The sequence below is a fragment of the Peloplasma aerotolerans genome, from assembly GCF_030012175.1.
GTDB lineage: Bacteria > Bacillota_I > Bacilli_A > Acholeplasmatales > Acholeplasmataceae > Peloplasma > Peloplasma aerotolerans.
In genome coordinates this window covers 95,312-115,726 of the sequence record NZ_JASCXW010000003.1, presented here as the reverse complement: position 1 = coordinate 115,726, position 20,415 = coordinate 95,312, and the positions used below count along the sequence as shown (strand labels likewise).

Genomic DNA, 20,415 nt, shown 5'->3' with positions numbered 1-20,415 from the left:
TTTAATTTTAATTTAGTTAAATACATTTTATCATGATATGCTAGATTTACCAAATATAGAAAAAAAGACAATGGATTCTACTCATCACGTGCCTTTTTCTTATCTTTTGCAACAAGTTCTTTCCACTTGTCTCTTAATTTTATTTGATTCGATTTATCCAAAAGAATAAATCTTTGTATAAACATTCCAGTAACAATAATAAGTGGGACTACAGGTGTACCTGGGCCAAACCAAAATAGCATCACAGTACTGCCAATTGCAATCAACCATGCATTGCTAGAAGCGATACCTAAAAGAAAAAATAACAATGCCCATCCATGGTAAATCATATAAGCAATAAACAATGAAATATATCCTCTGACTGAATTCATGCTTCGTATGATTTCCCAAATCATTAACCAAAATCTTTTCCAAAAACAAATGAATTTTCTCATACTCTATAAAAAAAGAAACACGCTTGTGTTACTTTTTTTGTACCTCTGGTTTTAGTTTACCTTGTTCGATTGCTTCAGGATATGGGTATGCGTCTTCTCTCATTCTCTTGTAGAGAACATAGATCAAACCGCGTTCTTTATCGATACGCGTAATAACGCCGTGTCCTTTTTCTCCTTCAACCTTAACTTTTTCACCAATTAGATATGTTTCATTGCTCCAAGCCATGCTTTTCACCTCATCAAAAATATTATACCATATGAATGTATAATTCAGTTAGCTTTTTGGTCTATAGCTTCTCAATATGGAACCTATCAAATAAACTTTAGAATCATCGTTAGCCTGTTTTATAAATTTAAGTAATTTGGCAGCATCCTTTGGTGGGTTTAATCCAATTAACGCTGATATATCACTTTGATGAAGTGGGTGCGAATAATCATGCATATTTTTCAACAATGGTAATCCGATTTCTTCATTTTTTCTCATAAACTTATAAAATGAACTGAGCAATTTAGGAATCGGCGTATACAAGTCTTGTCCTTTTCTATTTTCCATATCTAAAGCAATAGCATAAAGTTTAGATGCTTGCAATTTACTCATATAAGTAACAATATCTTTCAACTCTTTGTCTTCTTCATCCCAATGAATTAGTTTTTCTAAAAAATCAATTCTCCATAAAAATCTATGGCTTGATTTTTCATCAATCCCATATTCTTTCATAAAGTCTTTTTTTACAACCTGTAGTTGCTCATAATTCAATGTTTCATATAAAACAAATACTTTTTCCGGAATATTAGTCTCAGTTTCCTCGTGTGTTAGATATACATAGATGTCGTTTAAAATAATATCTTTCTCATGGCGATATGCGTCAATAAGTTCTTTAAATAAAACTTCCTTACTTTTGATTTCTAAACTATTTTTATCGTAAATGTATGTTTGATAAACGAGTTTATCTTTACTTAATTGGTCTGTGTCTAAAATCGAAAAACCCATTCCACCTTCAGGATATGTACGATGCGTTGGATGCCCAACGATATCGTTCCTAATATATTTTAGTTCATGAAGAATTGGATTAGAGTTTACGTTAATATGATACTTATATTGTGTTAACCCAATTGCAAGATCATATAATGCATCGATTGCGACAAACAAAGCTTGTAACAACCCAAATACATCGAGTAGTACAGCTCCTTTTTCAGTTTGGTTCTCACTTAAATATCGATCAATCATTAATTCAACATGTTCAAGCATTCTAAAAGATGCATCAGCACGATAACCATGACTATTTCTCTCATCTTTTACTGAACTCTCAACATATTGCTTAAGATTAATCAAACTCATAGTGACTCCTTAATTTTTTTAATTAATGTTGGAGCAGGTAGTTGCTTGTATATTTGACCTTCTACATACATTATACCCAAACGCTCTAATGCTTCTTTCTGATCCTTCGTTTTAACACCTCGAATGACTAAAGCCATTTGAAACCCTTCCAACAACTCTTTGATCTTGTGTAGATAGCTATTCCATTTTAAGCTTTCTTTTTTAATATCAATATGAACAGCATGAAATGGATAACTAAGTGCCATTTCTAAAGACGTTGTGTCTAATGAAATTCCATGGTCAATGAGTTCTTGAATTTGCGTTGAATAGTGACTAGCTCTTAAATCCATATCGCATTTCAATCTAATGAACTCCGCTGGAATACCATATTGTTTAAATAATCCTAAGAGATAGGGGTTAAAAGTAGGGTCCAAAAATGTTTCTTTTGAAATTGGTATGGTTAGCTTAATTAAACGTTCTGTGCTCTTTTCTAGTTCAACTAAGAACTCGCATACCTTTTTGATATGAAATCGCTCTAAATCAACTAAACGGTTGCGCTTACGTGCGATGGTAGTTAAGTACTTGCTATCAATTGCTAAATTGAATAAAGCTAGTTCACTTTCGTATTGCCATACTCTATTTTTCTTAATATCCGTAATCTGATTGAATATTAATCCCAAATTTTTCGTTTCAATCGCAACGTTCAAGTGATCTATAACTTGTTGCTCAAAAAGTTCATCTTCATAATCACGATAAACAAAGAAAACATATTTATCTTCCTTATCTCTTTTTGCACGTTCTAATGCAATATCAAGATATCTCATCAATTTGTCTTTTTGCTTTTCAACAGTAACAACAGGGTATCTTAAAATACCCATATTCGCACTAAATTTTTCGTATTTTAAAATTTTGGATTCATATTGCTCAAGATACTTAAAATAATCTTTAACGATTTTCGTTACACTACGAATATCGTTAAACGGAATGATAACGAGAAGTTGATTAAAATCACATCGATAAGTCGTTCCATCATTAAAAAACTTTTTCGTATTTTGTGCAAACTCTTTGAAATAATGTGTGATTTTCTCGCTACCATAAATATGCTTTAAGTTCTGATCTAGTTCGATGAGTAACAAACTCGCTTTATCTTTAAGTAAGTCTTCTAAATCATTGGTTAATGCATAATCATTTGATAAACCCGTTTCAGGATCAACAGTTGCCTTTTCTATCAAGTCTTTTGTTTGATTAACTTCTTTCGTTTGATCAAAAAATAGACTCATAACAATATTTTCATCTCCTGTTTTTAAACTATACAGTTTTTCCAGGATATCTTTTTCTTGATATCGGTAGAGTATTTCCTGGGATTCACCTGATTTATTTAATAATCTTTGGACAATTTCTTTATATCTATGAACATGCTCATATGACATATCACGCAAAAACAATTCTAAATGGTGGTGTTTATCAACATGAAATAGTTCCATTGCTTCATCATTATAAGTCGATTTTGTATCTGTCAACTCTCTATATGCTATGATTGGAGCATTCAAAACTTGAGAATAATACCTATTTTGTTTCTTAAGTTTTGTTAATTTCTTTTCATCCAAAATGTGTGCATAAAGAATTGCACTCATCAATTTGAATAAATCATAGTATTTTCCAGGATCTTTTATTTCCTCTTCTAAATGTATCGTTAAAACACCTTCATCCCCTAAAGGATAAATAAATACAAAAGATATATCATTTTCAAAATCTTTTTGCGTGATGACATTTTTAGGCCAACGAATTGTTTTCGTATCTTCAATTATCTCATCACCAGAGATGAGTGTTTGATTGATTGCAGTATCTTCAAGAAATGTAGTTGCAATCGTTTTGTCATACAATCTTTCTTTTTTATAATGAAAGAAATTTGGTGATTCATCTTTTAGATAAATGACATATTCTTTGACTTGTACAAACGCATCAACATGCATGAAGAATACACGTAAATAATCCCGTAATAATAATTTATCATCAATTAGATGAGAAAACTGTAATAACTCATGACCTATTTCTAGGTGTTTAAATATGTTTTCATGAGATACTTTTTTTGACTCAACTTTTTCTACATAAACAATTTCTGGTTTTTGCTCTGGTTCTGATTTAATCTTTTTATCTATAACTTTTTGCAAACTTTTCAACTTGCGTTGATATAAATCTAGAGATGGTTTATTATCCATTTGATGATATAAATTGATAATAATTTCATATGCCTTTTTCTTTAACTCATCGCTTTCAGAATCAATTTGTTCTTCATATTCAGCTTCTAATGTTGATGCCTTATGAAAGTCATGTTTCTTTAAATATGCTTCTAATAAACATATAACTGCTTCCGTATTTTTCTTGTTGTGTTTTAGTTCTTCCAGCGACTTACTAATCGTCTCATCATAACGTTCCAATAGAAATAGTAGTCTTAATTCCTCATTTATATACATTGATTTTAGATCAAAATTATACAGCTCATAAAGGCTATTTAAAGCCATTTCATACTGATGGTCATTTTTGTATAATTTATATAATTCTTGATGACAATATATTTTCGTCTGGTCTGGTATGACATCTGTTAAAACTTTCAATACGTCATTAAGATACGGCAATTGTAAAGCTTGTTTATATTTGATTTCATCTAATATTCCTAAATATTGTTTTAAGATTGGTAAAGCTTGTTTTCTTAGTTCAATATACTTTTTAGCTTCATCATATTTTTCAAGATGAATTGCAGCATTGATTAGATGTCTTAATATTTTTTCGAAATATGGTGTTTCTGCTTGATTTGATATTTCTTTAAATATCTTTTCTCCTTCTTCAAAAACCATATCGTATAACTCAAGTTCAATCGCGATATCGAAATAATGGCTAAAAGCCGCTTGATAGTCAGTATGACTAAGCGGTTGTTCCAAAAAATCTTTAATGATTGAAAGACTGTGTGGTTGTTTGGTAAGTTTTAAGACATCACTAAGACGCATATTATCATCCTTTTATTTGTTGATATAACGTGTTTGCTAAATTCAAATATTTCAATGCTAGCACTTTGAAATCGAATTGGAGAACTTCAGATAAGCCAATCATTTCTTTTCTTAAAGCAACTTGGTGCCATTGAAGCGCTTGAAACATACGATAGAATCGAACTGAGTTTTTTTCATCTAGAGTTGCCTCTCTATTTAAGTATACATCCAAAAGAACTAAAGCATCTTCGAATTTTACATTCCCGAAACTTGCAATATCATAATAAAATTCATTAAGACCAGCATATTCCCAATCTAATAAATATATCCGATCATTTCCAACAACAATATTAGATCGTTGTGCATCATTATGACAAAATACTTTTTGTTGATTTTGATGCTTTTCCTGATATAATGAAATCCATTTTTCTTTTAACTCCTGATATAAAGGCGTTCTCATATTGGTGTAAGATTCATACAACTCTAAACGTTGAATGAGTCCATAATCAGAAGCTGGAGAAACATCTGAGTGATGTAGTTTTTTCAATGTTTTTGCTACTTCTTCTAAATAAGGGTGAAAATCGACCGTCGATAAAACAGTGCCTTCTACATATTTAGCAGCTTTTTCTCCTGTTTCGATGTCAAAATATACTGTTTCATTATTCAATTCTAAAGATTCAATTATTTTTAAATTTTGATATTCAACTTCACGATCCACAAATAGATTTCCGTCTTTGCCTATAATACGATATGTATAATCAATATCGCGAATTCGAATATGGTATGTTAAATGACTCATTCCGCCCATCAAGCGATTGATAACATTAACATCTTCTTTTTTAACATGAAATGCCTTGGCGGCTTGTGTTTTAATTAACTGCTCATATTCCACATCTTCTACCTTGTGTAAAAAGTGACCTGTTCATTTTCATAGATGGCATAACTTCTATGGTGATCACCTAATGCCCCTGGATTTATAAATAGTATTTCTTCATCAACCATCATATATCTTTCATGTGTATGACCGAAGATGCATATGTTAGCTTCATTCATTTTCGCTTTTAACTTAAGTCGGTCTAGCCCAAATTTAACATGTTCGTAATGGCCATGTGTTAATAAAATACGTTTCCCTTCAATATCTAGCAGTCTAAAATAAGGAATATCAACACCGAAATCATTGTTGCCTTTAACCGTTATGATATGGTATTTTTCATATTTTTTAGGACTCATGCACATATCTCCAGCATTGATATGATGCGTGATGTCCTGATGCTTTTTTACAATTTCATTTAAAGCTTCTTCATTGGCATGAACATCACTTGTTATTAACAATTTCATCGATATCCTCCTTTAATAGTTTTAAAGCGTTTGCTCGATGAGATATTTGATTTTTTATAGATGATTCAAGTTCTCCGAATGTCTTTTGATATTCAGGTACATAAAAAATCGAATCATATCCAAAACCATTCAAACCTCGTTCACTTTGTGCTAGGTAACCGAATACTTTGCCTTCATAACTTTTAACTCTACCATTAGGATAACATAAAACAATTACAGATACGAAGTGTGATTTTCGATTTTCCATATTTTCCATTTCTTTTAATACTTTTAAGTTATTTTCATGATCTCCACCATTTGAATAACGTGCTGAATGAATACCCGGTCTTCCATTTAATGCTTCAACAACCAAACCGGAATCATCAGATATGGTAATCATTTGATGTTTTTTCGCGAAATAGCATGCCTTTAATGTTGCATTTTCCAAAAAGGATGTACCATCCTCGATGACATCATCCTTATCATTCAAATCTTTTAATGAAACGAGTTTGATTTGTTCGTGATTTAATATTTTGTTAAACTCTTTGAGTTTATGTTCATTTTGAGTAGCCACTAACATCTTAGTCATATACATCATCCTTTTCTCTATCTACTTCTATTATATATTATCACATTTTTTAATTTAGGGTATTTTTTTAAACCTATTTACGCTATAATAAAGAAAGGTGATTAAGATGGCAAAAGAAAACGAAATAATCAAATTCGAGGACTTATTTAAAGAAGAAATTGTTGAAAGAAAAACTAAAACCAATCCAACAGAAAGAAAAAACTACGGTTATTCTATTTTGGTTTATATATTGATTATGTACATTTTTGCAACTGTACTATTTCTTGTTTTTTCTCAAATTTCCGAGTTCAAAGTAACCTATACAGAAACCGAACTCGTTTTAAATGAGGTTAGTGCAGACTTAGGTGGTTTAGCTTTTATTGACGAACAATCTTTTCACTTATATGCAAACAATTATGCAAACGAAGTTGTATCTGCTGGCATATATGAGAATTTTCACGTCATTGTTAATATACACAACGAGTATTATAAAAGTTTATTGGTAAAAAGTGATGAAACATTAAGGATTGAAACACTTGAAGGTATGATTCAAAGTAATCAAATCATAAAACAATGGTCATCTGGAATATATATCAATATCTATGTGGCTGAAAATCAAGACTTACCAGATACACTCAGTGCAGATGTTTATATATTAACTGGACCTGTTACACAAATGACTAATTTTGCAATGTCATTGATGAATTTCGTGGTTTACGCAGCATTACTTCCTTTTATTGTATACTTTTTGAAGAATGACTTAATCTATGATTTTAAAGAAGCAAAAGCAATGAAAGGTCAATTTACTGTAGCTTTAGTCATTGGTTATTTATACTTAATATTTGGTAACATCATCGCAAATTATTTATCAAGATTATTTAGTTCTTTGTTTAATTTACCAGCTGTTGAAGCTGTAAACCAAACCATTATTTCTAATGCATTAAGATCAAATGGTGCAGTTCTTATGATTATTTCAGCTGTAATTTTAGGTCCTATTGTTGAAGAACTTATTTTTAGAAAAGCAATTTTTGGTTTAATGAAGAGCGATAAATGGGCTTTATTTGTTTCAACATTTATTTTTGGATCGATACACCTTATTGGTGAGGGTTCTATATCTGCTGCATTAGTTAATGGAACTGCATATTTTGTTATGGGGTTCGTATTTGGTTATATATATATAAAGAACAATAAAAATATTTGGGTTCCAATTACAATTCATGTAATCTCAAATTTAATATCAGTTGTTGCCATCATGTTTTTCATATAAAAATTAAAGGAGATTAAATAGATGATTCCATATGCTAAAGCTATATGTTATTCAGGTTATAGAGAGGATCAAAGTCCTCATGCAGATGTTTATCCTTCTTATGAAGAAGTCTTAGAAGATTTAAATATATTATCTAAGCATTTTGATTATATTAGAATGTATGATGTTTCAGAACATCCAAGAACAGTATTAAAAGTGATATCTGAAAATAATATACCTCTAAAAGTGATGCTTGGTGTTGAACCTAAAGGTGAGATATCAAATCCAAACTGTTCATGGGGTGGTCTTCATTCTGATGAAGAAATCGAAGTGAATAAAGTTAAAAACTATGAGCAATTAGACGAATTAGCAAATTTATGTAATCGTTATAAAGATGTTGTTTTGGCTGCATCTGTAGGCAATGAAAACACATCAGACTGGCATGGTAACTTGATGCCAGTTTCTACTATAGCAATGCATGCTAAATATTTAAAGACAAAAACAGAGGTTCCTGTGACTTTTTGTGAAGGTGCTCATAATTGGGTAGATAAAGGTCATGAAATTGCTAAGGAAGTTGATTTTATCAGCATTCATTCATATCCAGTATGGTTAAAGACACCATTAAAGGATGCTTATGAGTTAACAACCAATGATTACTATAAGAACAAGAGTTTATATCCAGACAAGCAAATTATTTTCACAGAGTATGGGTGGACTACAAAAGCTAATGATAAAATGAATACGGAAGAAACCAACGAAATCAATCAAAAGATATATCTAGAACAAATGGATCTATGGAGTGAAGAAAACAAAGTCACAATGTTTATATTTGAAGCATTTGATGAGCCATGGAAGGGTTCAAAAGACCCTGATGAACCAGAAAAACATTGGGGTATCATGGATATTAAAAGAAAACCAAAATTATACGCAACCAAATATTTTAAATAAACGTTTTAATAAATGTTTTAAGGGGGTTATTATATGATATGTGAAAAATGTAAAAGTGTTATTAATGATGGTTCTATAGAGTGTCCTCATTGTGGATATATGCATGACTCTAACACGAAGAGTCAAAATCATGGTGATACTTCTTTGAGAGAAAGACGCTTAAGAGCTTTTACGCGTTACCCAAAAAGATATCCTTATAAAGGAAAAAGAGGTTTTTCTGCAATTACTCATTTATACAAAGAATCATTTAACTTTAGTGGGGAATCTGATTTAAAAGAATATTTGACACAACAGTTCTATATCATGTTTTTATTTGCTGCTTTTGCTATTCCTGGGAAATTTTTTCTAGATTCTCCAAGCAGCTTCCCAAGAATTGGGATTGTCATTTTAATTATTTTATTCATTTTAATTGTAATATCTAGTTTTTCAAGTTTATCTGCAACACAAAGAAGACTTAGAAATGCAGGATATCCTAAAAACACATATTTTTTAAGTTATATTCCAGTACTTGGAGGTATAATACTTTTACTTATGACATTTGCACCAGCTGAATAAAACATTGGAAATATTTGGAAACTAATTAGTCTTATCAAAAAAATACAAGCTCAGTTCATTTTGAACTGAGCTTTTTTTTATGCCCGTTTTGTATAAATGTAAAACTGTTGTTATGAACTACCGTTTATTTCTATATCTCTTAATAATCCGACGCATAACGATAAATTATACTCTTTTGCATAATCTAATGCAGTTTTTTGTAATCTATCTTTTTTCATTGGTGTCTCTTTTTCAATCAATTTTCGTAAATATACATGATCCCTATTCAATACTGCCAAAGCTAAAGCTTGTTTTTGTACAAGTCTTTCATATTTTGGTGTAACCATATAATCCTGCAAGTATTTCAATACATCATGTTTATCAAAAATCATTGCTGTATCGACAGGAGTTTCATACCTTCTATTATGAATATCAATATATGCATCGCTTGCAAGTAATAATCTTACGGTTTCAATGGTTCCAAAACGAACTGCATTAAATATTGGTGATTCGAATTGATCATTTAATGCATTAGGATCCAAATTCTGATTTAGCAATAAATCAAGAATTGGAACACTACTTGTTTTAGCTGCATGATGCAATAGTGTATTTCCATAAGTATCTTTGATAAACCAATTTTGTTTGCTTTCCTTAAGTAAAAACTGGATGATATCACTTCTACCACCTGCAATTGCATAATGAACAGGTAATTTATCTTCACTCGTTTTCTTATTTAAATATGAACCGGACTCAATCAAGAGTTTAATCATATCCATGTCACCTTTAAAAGCAGCAAGATGAATTGGTAACTCCCCATGTCTATTAGCAATATTGACAGTTGCAAATTTGCTGATTAGTAATTTTGCAATCTCTAGTTTACCTTTTCTTGCACAGTCAAAAAGAGGTGTCTCTCCGTGAGCATCCACCATATTAACATTGATATCCAAATCCAACAAATACTTAATCACATCCATTGCAGATCCTATAACTGCATAGTGTAACAAAGTCTTCTTTTTTTCATCTGCCATTTCCAAATGAGAAAAATGAAGTTTAACAAACTCAAGGTCATTTTCAGTAGCTTTCAAGAATATACTCATCTAATCACCACCTTCTACCCTTATTTTATCTTAAAATAGTTAAAAATAAACAAAAAAAGTACTTATCCATCGACAAGTACCTTTTCATTTGACTTATTTTACTGCTTCTTTTAATAATTTTCCTGCTCTAAATGCTGGTGATTTTTGTTCTGGAACAGTGATAAGTTCGCCAGTTCTTGGGTTCTTACCAGTTCTCTTTACACGATTTCTAACTTCAAAAGTTCCAAATCCTGTAACTACTACTTTTTCTCCACGTCTACCTAATGTTTCAGATACTGTGTCAGTGAATGCTTTTAAAACGTCTTCTGTCACTTTTTGTGTGACTCCTGCGCGATTTGCCATAACTGCTATCAATTCTGTTTTATTCATTCGATATCCTCCTTAAAGTGATTATATTTTAACAAATATTTGTCAATATTGCAAACTTTTAGCGTTTTTTCCTACTTATTGTTGGCTTAATAAAGCAAATTTATCAAAAATCCTCTGATTTCAAGTCCCTTGAGAGCAAATTTTGTAATGCTTCTTTGACTGGTAAATCGTTAAAAATGATGTCATATGCAGCATTTATCATTGGTAATTCAACATTGTATTCTTTAGCAAGATGATACATAGCTTCTATCGTTCTAATACCCTCTATGGTTTGTTTTTGTTCAGCATATATTTGATCAACTGGAATCCCTTGACCAATCTTTTTACCAGCTGTAAAGTTTCTAGAATTCTCTGATGATGCAGTAACGATTAAATCACCGATACCAGTTAATCCATAAGCTGTTTCTTTTTTACCACCCATAATCTCTACAACTCTAATAATTTCAATAATACCCCGCGTAATGACAGCAGCTCTTGCGTTCTCACCTAATCCTAGGCCTGTACAGGCTCCTGATATGACAGCTATAGCGTTTTTAACAGCTCCGCCTACCTCACAACCTATGAGATCATTAGATGTATATACCCTCAAATATTGCTCATTTGAAAAAATGAGTTGAATTTGTTCTGAAAGCTTTTGATCCTTACTTGAACTAACAAGTAAAGTAAGTTTCCTTAAAATCACTTCTTCGGCATGTGACGGCCCAGTTAAAACGACAAATCCTTCTAAATTTTTCTTATCTATTTCTTCTTCAACAATTTCACTAACACGCTTTAAAGTTTGTGGTTCAATACCTTTAGAAACGTTGATAAAAACACTTGGTTTATTCAGGACTTCGTTGATTTCCTTTAGTACTGAACGAACAGCCTTTGTAGGTACACTTAGAATGAAATAATTAGAAAAATCAATAACTTCTTTTAAACTCGTGGTTGCTACAACTTCATCTGGTAATATCGTATCAAAAAAAGGATGAAAATGATTGTTTATTTTTTCAACCGCTTTTGGATTGATATCATATATAAGCACACGATGTCCGTTATCATGTAGTGTCTGGCCTAAAGTTGTCCCCCACGCACCACCACCAATAATACTGATGTTCATATTATGCCTTCTTTCTTAATATTAATTTAATAGGTGTTCCTGTGAAATCAATTGCACTTCTAAATTGATTATTTAAATATCTTAAATATGAGAAATGGACAAAATCTGGGTTATTAACGAATAAAATAAATGTTGGTGGTTTGGTCGCAACTTGTGTTACATAATTAAATTGCGCTTTACCGTGATTAAATATTGGTGTTGGATTCATTGCAACCGCATCACTTAATAAATCATTAAGTATACTCGTTTGAACAGATTTTTTGTAATTATCAAATGCAGTATTGATTGCTGGAAATATCGTGTTTAAACGTTCGCTATACTTCGCTGAAACAAAAACGATTTGTGCATAATCAAGAAATTTAAATTCTTCTTTAATTTTCTCTTCCATTTTCTTCATCGTTTTGTCGTTTTTTTCGACTGCATCCCATTTATTAACTACGATAACAACAGCTTTACCATAATCAGAGATATAACCTGCTACGTGTTTATCTTGTTCGATAATACCTTCTACACCATCGATAATCAAGAGTGATACATCACTACGCTCAATTGCACTTAATGCTCTTAATACGCTATATTTATCTGTATTCTCATAAACTTTACCGCGTTTTTTGATGCCTGCAGTATCAATAACAACATATTGATTTCTATCTTTTTTGAATTGTGTGTCAATAGCATCAGTTGTTGTTCCTGAAATTTCACTAACAATAACTCTTTCTTCTCCTAGTATAGCATTGGTCAATGATGATTTTCCAACATTTGGTCTTCCAACAATAGAAAAAGAGATAACATCTTCTTCGTATATAACATCTTCTTCAGTCATATAACTAATTACTTTATCTAATAAATCACCAATACCAATACCATGATGACTACTAATTGCGATTGGATCACCTAAACCTAATGCATAAAACTCATATGTATTATTCATTTGATTAACATCATCAATCTTGTTAACAACTAAAATCACAGGTTTGTTCGAACTATACAGCAATTTAGCGATATAATAATCACTATCAACTAAACCATTTTTGCCATCAACGACAAAAATGATGGTATCTGCTTCATCCATCGCAACTTGTGCTTGTGCTTTGATTTGATTTAAAAAAGGAGCATCGCCGATGTCGATGCCCCCTGTGTCAATGACTCTAAAATTCTTGGTCAACCATTCAGCTCTGGCATAAATACGATCTCGTGTGACGCCAGCTTCATCATCGGTAATCGATAGTCTGGATCCAACCAAACGGTTGAATAAACTTGACTTACCGACGTTAGGACGGCCAACAATTGCTACCTTATAAGGCATAATTAAAACCTACTTTTTACTGTTCTTTTTTTTCTTTTTTCCGTCATCTTCTAACTCATCAGCAAATAAATCGCCAATAGTTGGGTTATCCGTTGATTCTTCATCTTCTAGATATTGTTCGAATGTTGCACGTTCTGCTTTTTCTAATACTCTACGAATTGACATTCTAACAAACCATTGATCTCTGTTAACATCAATAACAACTGCTTGTACTTCATCACCTTCAGCAAAATAATCTTCTACTTTTCCAATGCGTTCATTTGATAACTCATTAAATGGGATATCTCCTTCAACGCCTTGAACTTCGACTTTTAGTCCATCTTTAGAAATAGACTTGACAGTTGCTTTTACAACATCACCACGTTTAATTGATACATTCTTCCATGGGTTGTCTTCTAGAGCTTTTCTTGAAAGTGCAATTCTTTCTTTCTTTAAATCCATTTGAATAATGCTTAATGATACTTCATCACCAATTTTTACATAACTATCAAAGTTATCATTTGGATTCCATGAGAATTCATTTTTGTGGAGTAATCCTCTAACATCTTTTGCGACTTCAACAATAATACCAAAAGGTAATTTTTGGAATACTGTACCTGTTACAGTATCACCAATTTTGTGATCATGATAAAATGCTTCATAAGGTGTTTTTTCAAGTGCTTTCATTGATAAATCAAGGCGATTACCTTCTTTTTTAATGACTTTAACTTGAATTTCTTGTCCTAGAGTTAAAACATCATCAATTTTTTCGATACGATAATGACTAACTTGAGATATTCTTAAAAGACCAACAACATGATCAAAACGGATGGTTGCTGCATGAGGTTCGATTTTGTCGACCACACCAGTGACTACATCACCTGTATTGATTTGTTCTAGTTCTTCTTGTCTTGCTTGAATACGCTTTTCGTAGGCTTCTTGTCTTTCTCTTTCAAAAATTACTTTTCTAGAAGCAACTATCCTTTTGCTTCTACCACGTTGAGTTGCCTCAATGATTTGAATTTCTAATATTTTACCTTTTAAAGTCTCTTTTTCTTTAACTAAATCAAAGTCTAATAGACTATAAGGAAGGAAAACTTCGTTATCCATATAATTTAAAACGATACCTTTATCAACTATTTGTTTAACTTTAGCTTTTACAGTTTCACCTGAATCAACTAAATCTTTTATTTTCTCGAATTTTTCTTCAATTAAAAGAGGAAGACGTGATAAAAGAATTTGTGTTGGTTCATCAGTAATCTTTTGAACTTTTGCTTTTACTTTTTGGCCTTCTTTGACAAACCCTATAAAAGTTTCAGGTGCAGGTCTATCATAGTTGTCTAAATGTATTTTTCCCTCTGTTCGATCTTGGATGTCTAGATAAATCGTATTCTCTTCTACTTTGATGACGGTACCCTCTACGATTTGGCCCACCTTCAATAACTTAAACTCCATGTTAATTCTCCTTTTTGTCGGTTAATTCTATAATTTTATTAACCACTTCTTCAATGGTTAAATAAGTTGTATCTAATAATATTGCATCACTTGCTATACGCAGTGGTGATTCTTTTCTTGTTGAATCTTTTTGGTCTCGTTTCAAAATATCTTCTATGACTTTAGACATTTCTGATGTCTTTCCTTTTTTTAATTGCTCATTATGGCGACGTTGTGCACGCTCTTCAACATTTGCAGTTAAAAAAATTTTTAAATCAGCATTTGGTAGAACAACCGTTCCGATATCTCTACCATCCATGACAATGTTTCCTTTTTGAGCTGCATTTTTTTGAAGCTCAACAAGTTTTTTTCTAACATAAGGAAAACTTGATACTAAAGAAACATTATTTGTCACTGCTTCATTACGAATGGCTTCAGTAACATCTCTATCATCAATATATATGCGATTATTGTCATAATGAATATTGGAGGTTTCTAAAAAATGATACGACGCTTCATTGTTTAAATCGATATTGAGTTCAATAGCCTGAAGTGTCACCGCTCGATACATTGCTCCAGTATCGATATGCGTCCATCCCAATTTTTTAGCGATTAAAGAACTAATTGTGCTTTTGCCTGATCCTGCAGGTCCATCAATGGCTAATTTGTATCCTGGCATGTCATTCCTCCATACATCATAATTATAACATAGATTGATATGATATTATTACGATTTCCTATTTTTTTGATTGTGTATTTCCGTATAATTTTTTAACTTCATGAATACGTAATGGACGGTATGTCCCGCGCTCAACACCATCAAGTGTTAAGAAATCATATCTTACACGGGTTAGTTTTTTTACTGGATGGCCAATAGCTTCAAACATTTTTCTAACTTGTTTGTTTCTTCCTTCGGTCAAGGTTATGCTAAGTAATGTTGATTGATGAACTTTGTTCAATTCAACAAGTTGAACAGCTTTTGGTATGGCTAAATAATTGTCATCAATTCTAACACCTTTTCTTAGTTGAACGATTTTTTTACGAATAACGATGCCTTCAACGCGAGCGAGATATTCCTTTTCAACTTCATGTTCAGGATGTGTCAAACGATTGGTAAAATCACCATCATTAGTCAAAAGTAAAAGTCCAGCTGTATCAAAATCTAGGCGTCCTACTGGATACAATCTAATATTTTTGTGTTCATCATCTAAGAGATCGATGACTGTTTTTCGATTTTTCTCATCTGATGTTGTTGAGACATAACCGGTTGGCTTATTTAACAAAAAATAAAGATGTTCTGCCAATTCAATTGGTTTTCCATCTACTTCAATTTTGTCTTTTTTATCTACTTTAAAACCCAACTCACTGACAACGACACCATTGACTTTGACGCGACCTTCTAAAATGATTTCTTCAGATTTACGTCTAGATGCGATGTTTGCTTGAGCTAATACTTTTTGCAAACGTTCCATATTTATTCACCTGTATTATTATAGCATACTTTTCTAAAAGAAACATGCGTTATAAATAAGAAAAAATGAAAAAAGATATTTGAGAATGGATTTTTCTCGAAACATCTTTTTTTATTTGTGATATTGAGTTTAGTTGTTATTTATCTCTTGAAACGTATGAACCATCTTGTGTACTAACAATAATCTTTTCGCCTTCTTCAATAAACATTGGAACTTTGACTAAGAGTCCTGTTTGCATAATTGCGTCTTTCATTGCGTTTGTTTTTGTATCACCTTTAACACCTGGAACTGTTTCTCTAACTTCGAGAACAACTTTATCTGGTAATGAAACACCTAAAATTTCGGTATTGTTATAAAACATAACTTCTACTTCCATACCTTCAAAAATATAGTTTAACTCTTTTTCAAGTTGTGCACCTGGTATTTCAAGTTGTTCATAGTTTTCAGTATTCATGAAAACATGATTTTCGCCTGAAATATATAGATACTGCATTTGAATTTTATCAATTTGTGCACGTTCAATTTTGGTTCCTGCATTAAATGTATAATCTGTAACTGCTCCGGTTCTCAAATTTCTAAGTTTAGTTCTAACGAATGCTGCCCCTTTACCTGGTTTAACATGCATAAATTCGATCACTGAATAAATGTTACCTTCGTGTAATATAGTTTGTCCTGTTTTAAATTCATTTGTACTAATCATAGGTTTAACTCCTTAAGTTTTTTTGCCGTTTTTATTATACATGAAAATATTGAGATTAACAAGATTAATATGCTTAACCGAGTCATTATGTTATGAACAAAAAGAAAAGACTAACAATAATGCTAGTCTTCAAGATTAAGTAAATATTGAATGGCTTCTAAATAACTATCTATTTTTTTACCCATAAAACGTTCATTACAAACATCTTTGATATAATCAACTTTTCTAAAACTTTCTCTATTTTCAACATCAGAAATATGAACTTCAACTTTTGGTATTTCCAATAGTTCTAGTGCATCACGAATTGCTATTGAAGTATGAGAGTATGCTCCTGGATTGATGAGTAAAGCATCATATGATTCTTCAAGTGATTGTTGGATGACTTCAATGATTTCACCTTCAAAATTAGATTGAAAGAACGTAAAATTGATTTCAGGAAAATGATTCGTGGATAGTTCTTCATATAGGTGCTCCAATGTGAAAGCACCGTATAATTTAGGATCTCTTTTTCCAAGCATATTAAGATTGGGTCCATGAATGACTAAAATGTTCATTTGTTTACCTCATTTCTTAAATAATTTTTTATGACTTTGACAGTCATGTCAACATCATAATTATTAGAGACAACTGCATCTGCGAAATCTTGATATTTTAAATATCTTTCATCGAAAAGTTGTTCTAAAGTCTTTTGTTTTAATAGTGGTCTTTGATAATCTGTTTCTAATCTTTCTTTAATCATATCAAGATCAGTATCTAGGTAAAAATTGATACCATCCATTAATGCTTTGTTTGACTTTTTGATGACAATACCCCCACCACAAGCAACAACAAGATCACCTTTTGGAAGCTTAGTTAGAGCTTCAGACTCCAATTCTCTAAATTTATCTTCACCATATTTCTCAATAATATCTTCACAAAACATCTTAGCATCTTTTTCGATGATACCATCTAGATCAACATATTGATAACCAATTTCTTTCGCTAGATTTCTTGCTATTGTTGATTTGCCAGATCCTGGCATTCCAATTAGAAATATTCTCATTATTTATTAATCCTCCTTAAGAAATGCTTTGATTATGCGATAAGTATCATCTTCTAATGATGGACTTAAAGCATCAAGCATAACTGGACTCATTTGATTCTTGAAAAACGTTTTCTGTTTTTTGGCAAGACGTTTGCTTGCTTTTATAATGAGTTCTTTTGCTTCATCTAATGTTATTATACCATCAAGATATTGATTAAGTTCACGATAACCGATAGCATTTATTCTTATGTTTTGCTGATCTAGTTTTATAACTTCTTCAATAAAGCCTTCTTCGAGTTGTCGCTCTAGTCGTTTTTTCAGTCGTTCTTCTTGAAGATTTCTGTCGAGATCTAAATAAATAATAAGAGGGTTATATAATAGATTATCTTTTTTTGTTTTTGATGATCTTGGGTGACCTAAAACTGCTTGTTCTAGAGCTCTTAAAATGCGTCTTCTATTTTGAATATCAATGACGACATCAGGATCCAGATCAATCAACATTTGATATAATTCCTCATTCGAATAACTTGAATATTGGTCGTCAAAATCTTGACTTCTACCTTTTTCAATAAATTCGTATTGATATAGAGCAGCTTTAATGTATAACCCTGTTCCGCCAACAATCATTGGAACTTTAATTTGATTAATCTTTTTTCTTACATCTTTTTGAAAGTTATAGACACTATATGGTTTGCCAGGTTTAACAATGTCAAACAAATGATGCGGAATATTTTCTTTTTCATTTTCCTTGATTTTGGCAGAGCCAATATCAAGCCCTTGATAAACTTGAACTGAATCTCCATTGATTATCTCTGCATTTATTTTTTTCGCTAGACGAATTGACAAACTGGTTTTACCAGATCCCGTTGGTCCAACGATAACAATAACTTTTTTCATTAAACCACCCGCTTAAACATGCGTTCAACATCATAATGAGATAGTTTTATAACCGTAGGTCTACCATGTGGACATGTATAAGGATTCTTACATTGTCTTAAATCCTTTAATATATTATTAATTTCGTTTTGATTTAAAGATTTATTTGCCTTAATTGCACCTTTACAACTGATATCTTTTGCAAGACTATCTCTTAAAACGGCTAAATCTATTTTACTGTTTTCAGCAAGCATTGAAACCATCGTTTCAATTGCTAAGTCAACTTCTGTATCTAATATCCATACAGGAAGCCCAATCAAATCTGTATCCTCATTAAAAATAAACCCATATGATTCAAAAGATTTCGTATGTTGAGAAATAACTTCCATATCTTCTATTGTTAGATCAAGTGATCTTGGCATTAACAAACTTCTTATCGTATGATTTGGATTTGCTAATGAGTTGTAATAATGTTCATAACGAATTCTTTCGGCTGCAGCATGCTGATCCATCATAAACAAACCATCTTCATTTTGAAACAATAAATATGTTCCTGAAAAAACACCAACAAAATCAAAATCAGGTATCTTTTGAATTTTCTGATAATCATTTCCATCATTTTTCTCTTGAACTAAATTCTCTCCAAATTCTAGAGATTGAGGTGTATATTTTTCATTTTCATCTTTTCTAATTCGGTTTAATGCTTCTGGGATTTGATGAGTTTTCTTGTTTAATGCTTCCTTAATTAAAGTTTCAATATGGTATGAAAGCATCGATTCATTAACGAATTTGACTTCATACTTTTGAGGATGCACATTGACATCTAGTAGGCTTGGATCCATTTCCATATGAATTAAAGCAATCGGGTATTTACCAACCATCATATAGCTGTGATATCCATCAATTACAGCTTGAATTAATCGGTAGTTTTTTATGTATCGCCCATTGACAAAAATAGAAATATCTTTTTTTCTTGATCTTGCGATTTGAGGACTTAACAAATATCCAATAATCTTAATCTTTTGCACTGTCTCTTCAAAAATCGTCATATCTTTTGTCATTTTTGAACCATAAATTTGATCGATTAGATGATAAAAATCACTTGTACCATAAGTCTCCTTAATTGTTTTATCATCCATTTTTAAAGTAAACCGAATCTTTGGGTTCGCTAGAGCAAGCCGATCAAAAATATCTATGATTGCTGCTCTTTCTGCATAGTCAGACTTGATATATTTAAATCTTGCTGGTGTATTAAAAAATAGTTCTTTGACTTCTACAACTGTTCCTTTATTTAAAGTTGCACTACCTTCCGAGATTAGATGACTACCATGATATTCAACTTGAATACCTTCTTGATTTTCTTGTCTCGTGCGCAGTGTAACTTTAGATACAGCAGATATTGCAGCCAGTGCTTCACCTCTAAAACCTAAAGTATTGATATGACTTAAATCACTTTCATCCTTGATTTTGCTTGTTGCATGTCTATTAAATGCCAAATGAGCATCCGTAAAATCCATACCATCACCGTTATCAGTGACAATAATGGATTGCATTCCCATATCCAAAACTTCTATGGTAATGATTGTTGCATTTGCATCGATTGAATTTTCTACAAGCTCTTTGATAACGGATGCTGGTCTATCTACAACTTCTCCAGCAGCAATCATATTCGCAAGCTTGCTGTCCATTTGTTTAATAATTGACATATTT

Annotated in this window: 22 protein-coding genes; 3 read left to right on the top strand and 19 right to left on the bottom strand. The window is 31.5% G+C overall.

From position 1 onward, the window contains the following. Nucleotides 1-77: 77 nt before the first annotated feature. The 7 genes from QJ521_RS02145 to rdgB all read right to left on the bottom strand — a co-directional run bounded on the left by QJ521_RS02145 (nt 78) and on the right by rdgB (nt 6,642). Nucleotides 78-371, bottom strand: a complete 294-nt coding sequence (locus QJ521_RS02145) for a hypothetical protein (protein WP_282838768.1) — start codon at nt 369-371, stop codon at nt 78-80. Nucleotides 372-462: 91 nt separating this feature from the next. Beyond that, nucleotides 463-660, bottom strand: coding sequence for a hypothetical protein (locus tag QJ521_RS02140; protein WP_282838767.1), 198 nt, complete (start codon nt 658-660; stop codon nt 463-465). Nucleotides 661-708: 48 nt separating this feature from the next. Then, nucleotides 709-1,773 carry a hypothetical protein gene (locus QJ521_RS02135; RefSeq protein WP_282838766.1) on the bottom strand — a complete coding sequence of 355 codons (1,065 nt, stop codon included), beginning with the start codon at nt 1,771-1,773 and terminating at the stop codon, nt 709-711. Next, nucleotides 1,770-4,757, bottom strand: coding sequence for a GGDEF domain-containing protein (locus tag QJ521_RS02130; protein ID WP_282838765.1), 2,988 nt, complete (start codon nt 4,755-4,757; stop codon nt 1,770-1,772). Before QJ521_RS02130 ends, QJ521_RS02135 begins: the two co-directional genes overlap by 4 nt. 4 nt (nt 4,758-4,761) lie before the next feature. Then, the gene (locus tag QJ521_RS02125; protein ID WP_282838764.1) at nt 4,762-5,628 is read right to left on the bottom strand and encodes a choline/ethanolamine kinase family protein; all 867 of its coding nucleotides are present in this window, start codon (nt 5,626-5,628) and stop codon (nt 4,762-4,764) included. 5 nt (nt 5,629-5,633) lie between these two features. Beyond that, entirely contained in the window at nt 5,634-6,074 is a 441-nt protein-coding gene (locus QJ521_RS02120) for a metallophosphoesterase family protein (protein WP_282838763.1), read from the bottom strand. Continuing rightward, nucleotides 6,052-6,642 carry an RdgB/HAM1 family non-canonical purine NTP pyrophosphatase gene (rdgB, locus tag QJ521_RS02115; protein ID WP_282838762.1) on the bottom strand — a complete coding sequence of 197 codons (591 nt, stop codon included), beginning with the start codon at nt 6,640-6,642 and terminating at the stop codon, nt 6,052-6,054. The genes QJ521_RS02120 and rdgB overlap by 23 nt, the downstream gene beginning before the upstream one ends. 106 nt (nt 6,643-6,748) lie before the next feature. On the opposite strand from rdgB, the gene QJ521_RS02110 reads away from it, so the two are divergent. The 3 genes from QJ521_RS02110 to QJ521_RS02100 are packed head-to-tail and all read left to right on the top strand — an operon-like array spanning nt 6,749 to nt 9,370. Next, nucleotides 6,749-7,888 carry a CPBP family intramembrane glutamic endopeptidase gene (locus QJ521_RS02110; protein ID WP_282838761.1) on the top strand — a complete coding sequence of 380 codons (1,140 nt, stop codon included), beginning with the start codon at nt 6,749-6,751 and terminating at the stop codon, nt 7,886-7,888. A gap of 21 nt (nt 7,889-7,909) precedes the next feature. Further along, entirely contained in the window at nt 7,910-8,815 is a 906-nt protein-coding gene (locus QJ521_RS02105) for a glycoside hydrolase family 17 protein (RefSeq protein ID WP_282838760.1), read from the top strand. A gap of 33 nt (nt 8,816-8,848) precedes the next feature. Next, complete coding sequence (locus QJ521_RS02100) at nt 8,849-9,370, top strand: DUF805 domain-containing protein (RefSeq protein WP_282838759.1); 522 nt, start codon at nt 8,849-8,851, stop codon at nt 9,368-9,370. A 110-nt stretch (nt 9,371-9,480) separates the two neighbouring features. On the opposite strand, the gene QJ521_RS02095 is transcribed toward QJ521_RS02100, so the two are convergent. The 12 genes from QJ521_RS02095 to mutL form a co-directional block, all read right to left on the bottom strand. Beyond that, nucleotides 9,481-10,446 (bottom strand): ankyrin repeat domain-containing protein, encoded by a 966-nt coding sequence (locus QJ521_RS02095; RefSeq protein ID WP_282838758.1) that lies wholly within the window; start codon nt 10,444-10,446, stop codon nt 9,481-9,483. Nucleotides 10,447-10,539: 93 nt separating this feature from the next. Next, complete coding sequence (locus QJ521_RS02090) at nt 10,540-10,815, bottom strand: HU family DNA-binding protein (protein ID WP_282838757.1); 276 nt, start codon at nt 10,813-10,815, stop codon at nt 10,540-10,542. 103 nt (nt 10,816-10,918) lie between these two features. Then, nucleotides 10,919-11,914 (bottom strand): NAD(P)H-dependent glycerol-3-phosphate dehydrogenase, encoded by a 996-nt coding sequence (locus QJ521_RS02085; protein WP_282838756.1) that lies wholly within the window; start codon nt 11,912-11,914, stop codon nt 10,919-10,921. A 1-nt stretch (nt 11,915) separates the two neighbouring features. Continuing rightward, entirely contained in the window at nt 11,916-13,220 is a 1,305-nt protein-coding gene (gene der, locus QJ521_RS02080) for a ribosome biogenesis GTPase Der (protein WP_282838755.1), read from the bottom strand. A 9-nt stretch (nt 13,221-13,229) separates the two neighbouring features. Next, on the bottom strand, nt 13,230-14,654 hold the full coding sequence (locus tag QJ521_RS02075; protein ID WP_282838754.1) for a S1 RNA-binding domain-containing protein: 1,425 nt from the start codon (nt 14,652-14,654) through the stop codon (nt 13,230-13,232). A 1-nt stretch (nt 14,655) separates the two neighbouring features. Beyond that, complete coding sequence (cmk, locus tag QJ521_RS02070) at nt 14,656-15,312, bottom strand: (d)CMP kinase (protein WP_282838753.1); 657 nt, start codon at nt 15,310-15,312, stop codon at nt 14,656-14,658. A 58-nt stretch (nt 15,313-15,370) separates the two neighbouring features. Further along, nucleotides 15,371-16,105 (bottom strand): pseudouridine synthase, encoded by a 735-nt coding sequence (locus QJ521_RS02065; RefSeq protein WP_282838752.1) that lies wholly within the window; start codon nt 16,103-16,105, stop codon nt 15,371-15,373. Nucleotides 16,106-16,241: 136 nt separating this feature from the next. Continuing rightward, entirely contained in the window at nt 16,242-16,805 is a 564-nt protein-coding gene (gene efp / locus QJ521_RS02060; RefSeq protein WP_282838751.1) for an elongation factor P, read from the bottom strand. A 122-nt stretch (nt 16,806-16,927) separates the two neighbouring features. Further along, a complete protein-coding gene (locus QJ521_RS02055) occupies nt 16,928-17,359 on the bottom strand; it encodes a type II 3-dehydroquinate dehydratase (RefSeq protein ID WP_282838750.1) in 432 nt (143 codons plus the stop codon). After that, nucleotides 17,356-17,847, bottom strand: coding sequence for a shikimate kinase (locus QJ521_RS02050; RefSeq protein WP_282838749.1), 492 nt, complete (start codon nt 17,845-17,847; stop codon nt 17,356-17,358). The genes QJ521_RS02055 and QJ521_RS02050 overlap by 4 nt, the downstream gene beginning before the upstream one ends. 6 nt (nt 17,848-17,853) lie before the next feature. Next, nucleotides 17,854-18,726 (bottom strand): tRNA (adenosine(37)-N6)-dimethylallyltransferase MiaA, encoded by an 873-nt coding sequence (gene miaA, locus QJ521_RS02045; protein WP_282838748.1) that lies wholly within the window; start codon nt 18,724-18,726, stop codon nt 17,854-17,856. Beyond that, complete coding sequence (mutL, locus tag QJ521_RS02040) at nt 18,726-20,411, bottom strand: DNA mismatch repair endonuclease MutL (protein ID WP_282838747.1); 1,686 nt, start codon at nt 20,409-20,411, stop codon at nt 18,726-18,728. The genes miaA and mutL overlap by 1 nt, the downstream gene beginning before the upstream one ends. Nucleotides 20,412-20,415: the final 4 nt, after the last annotated feature.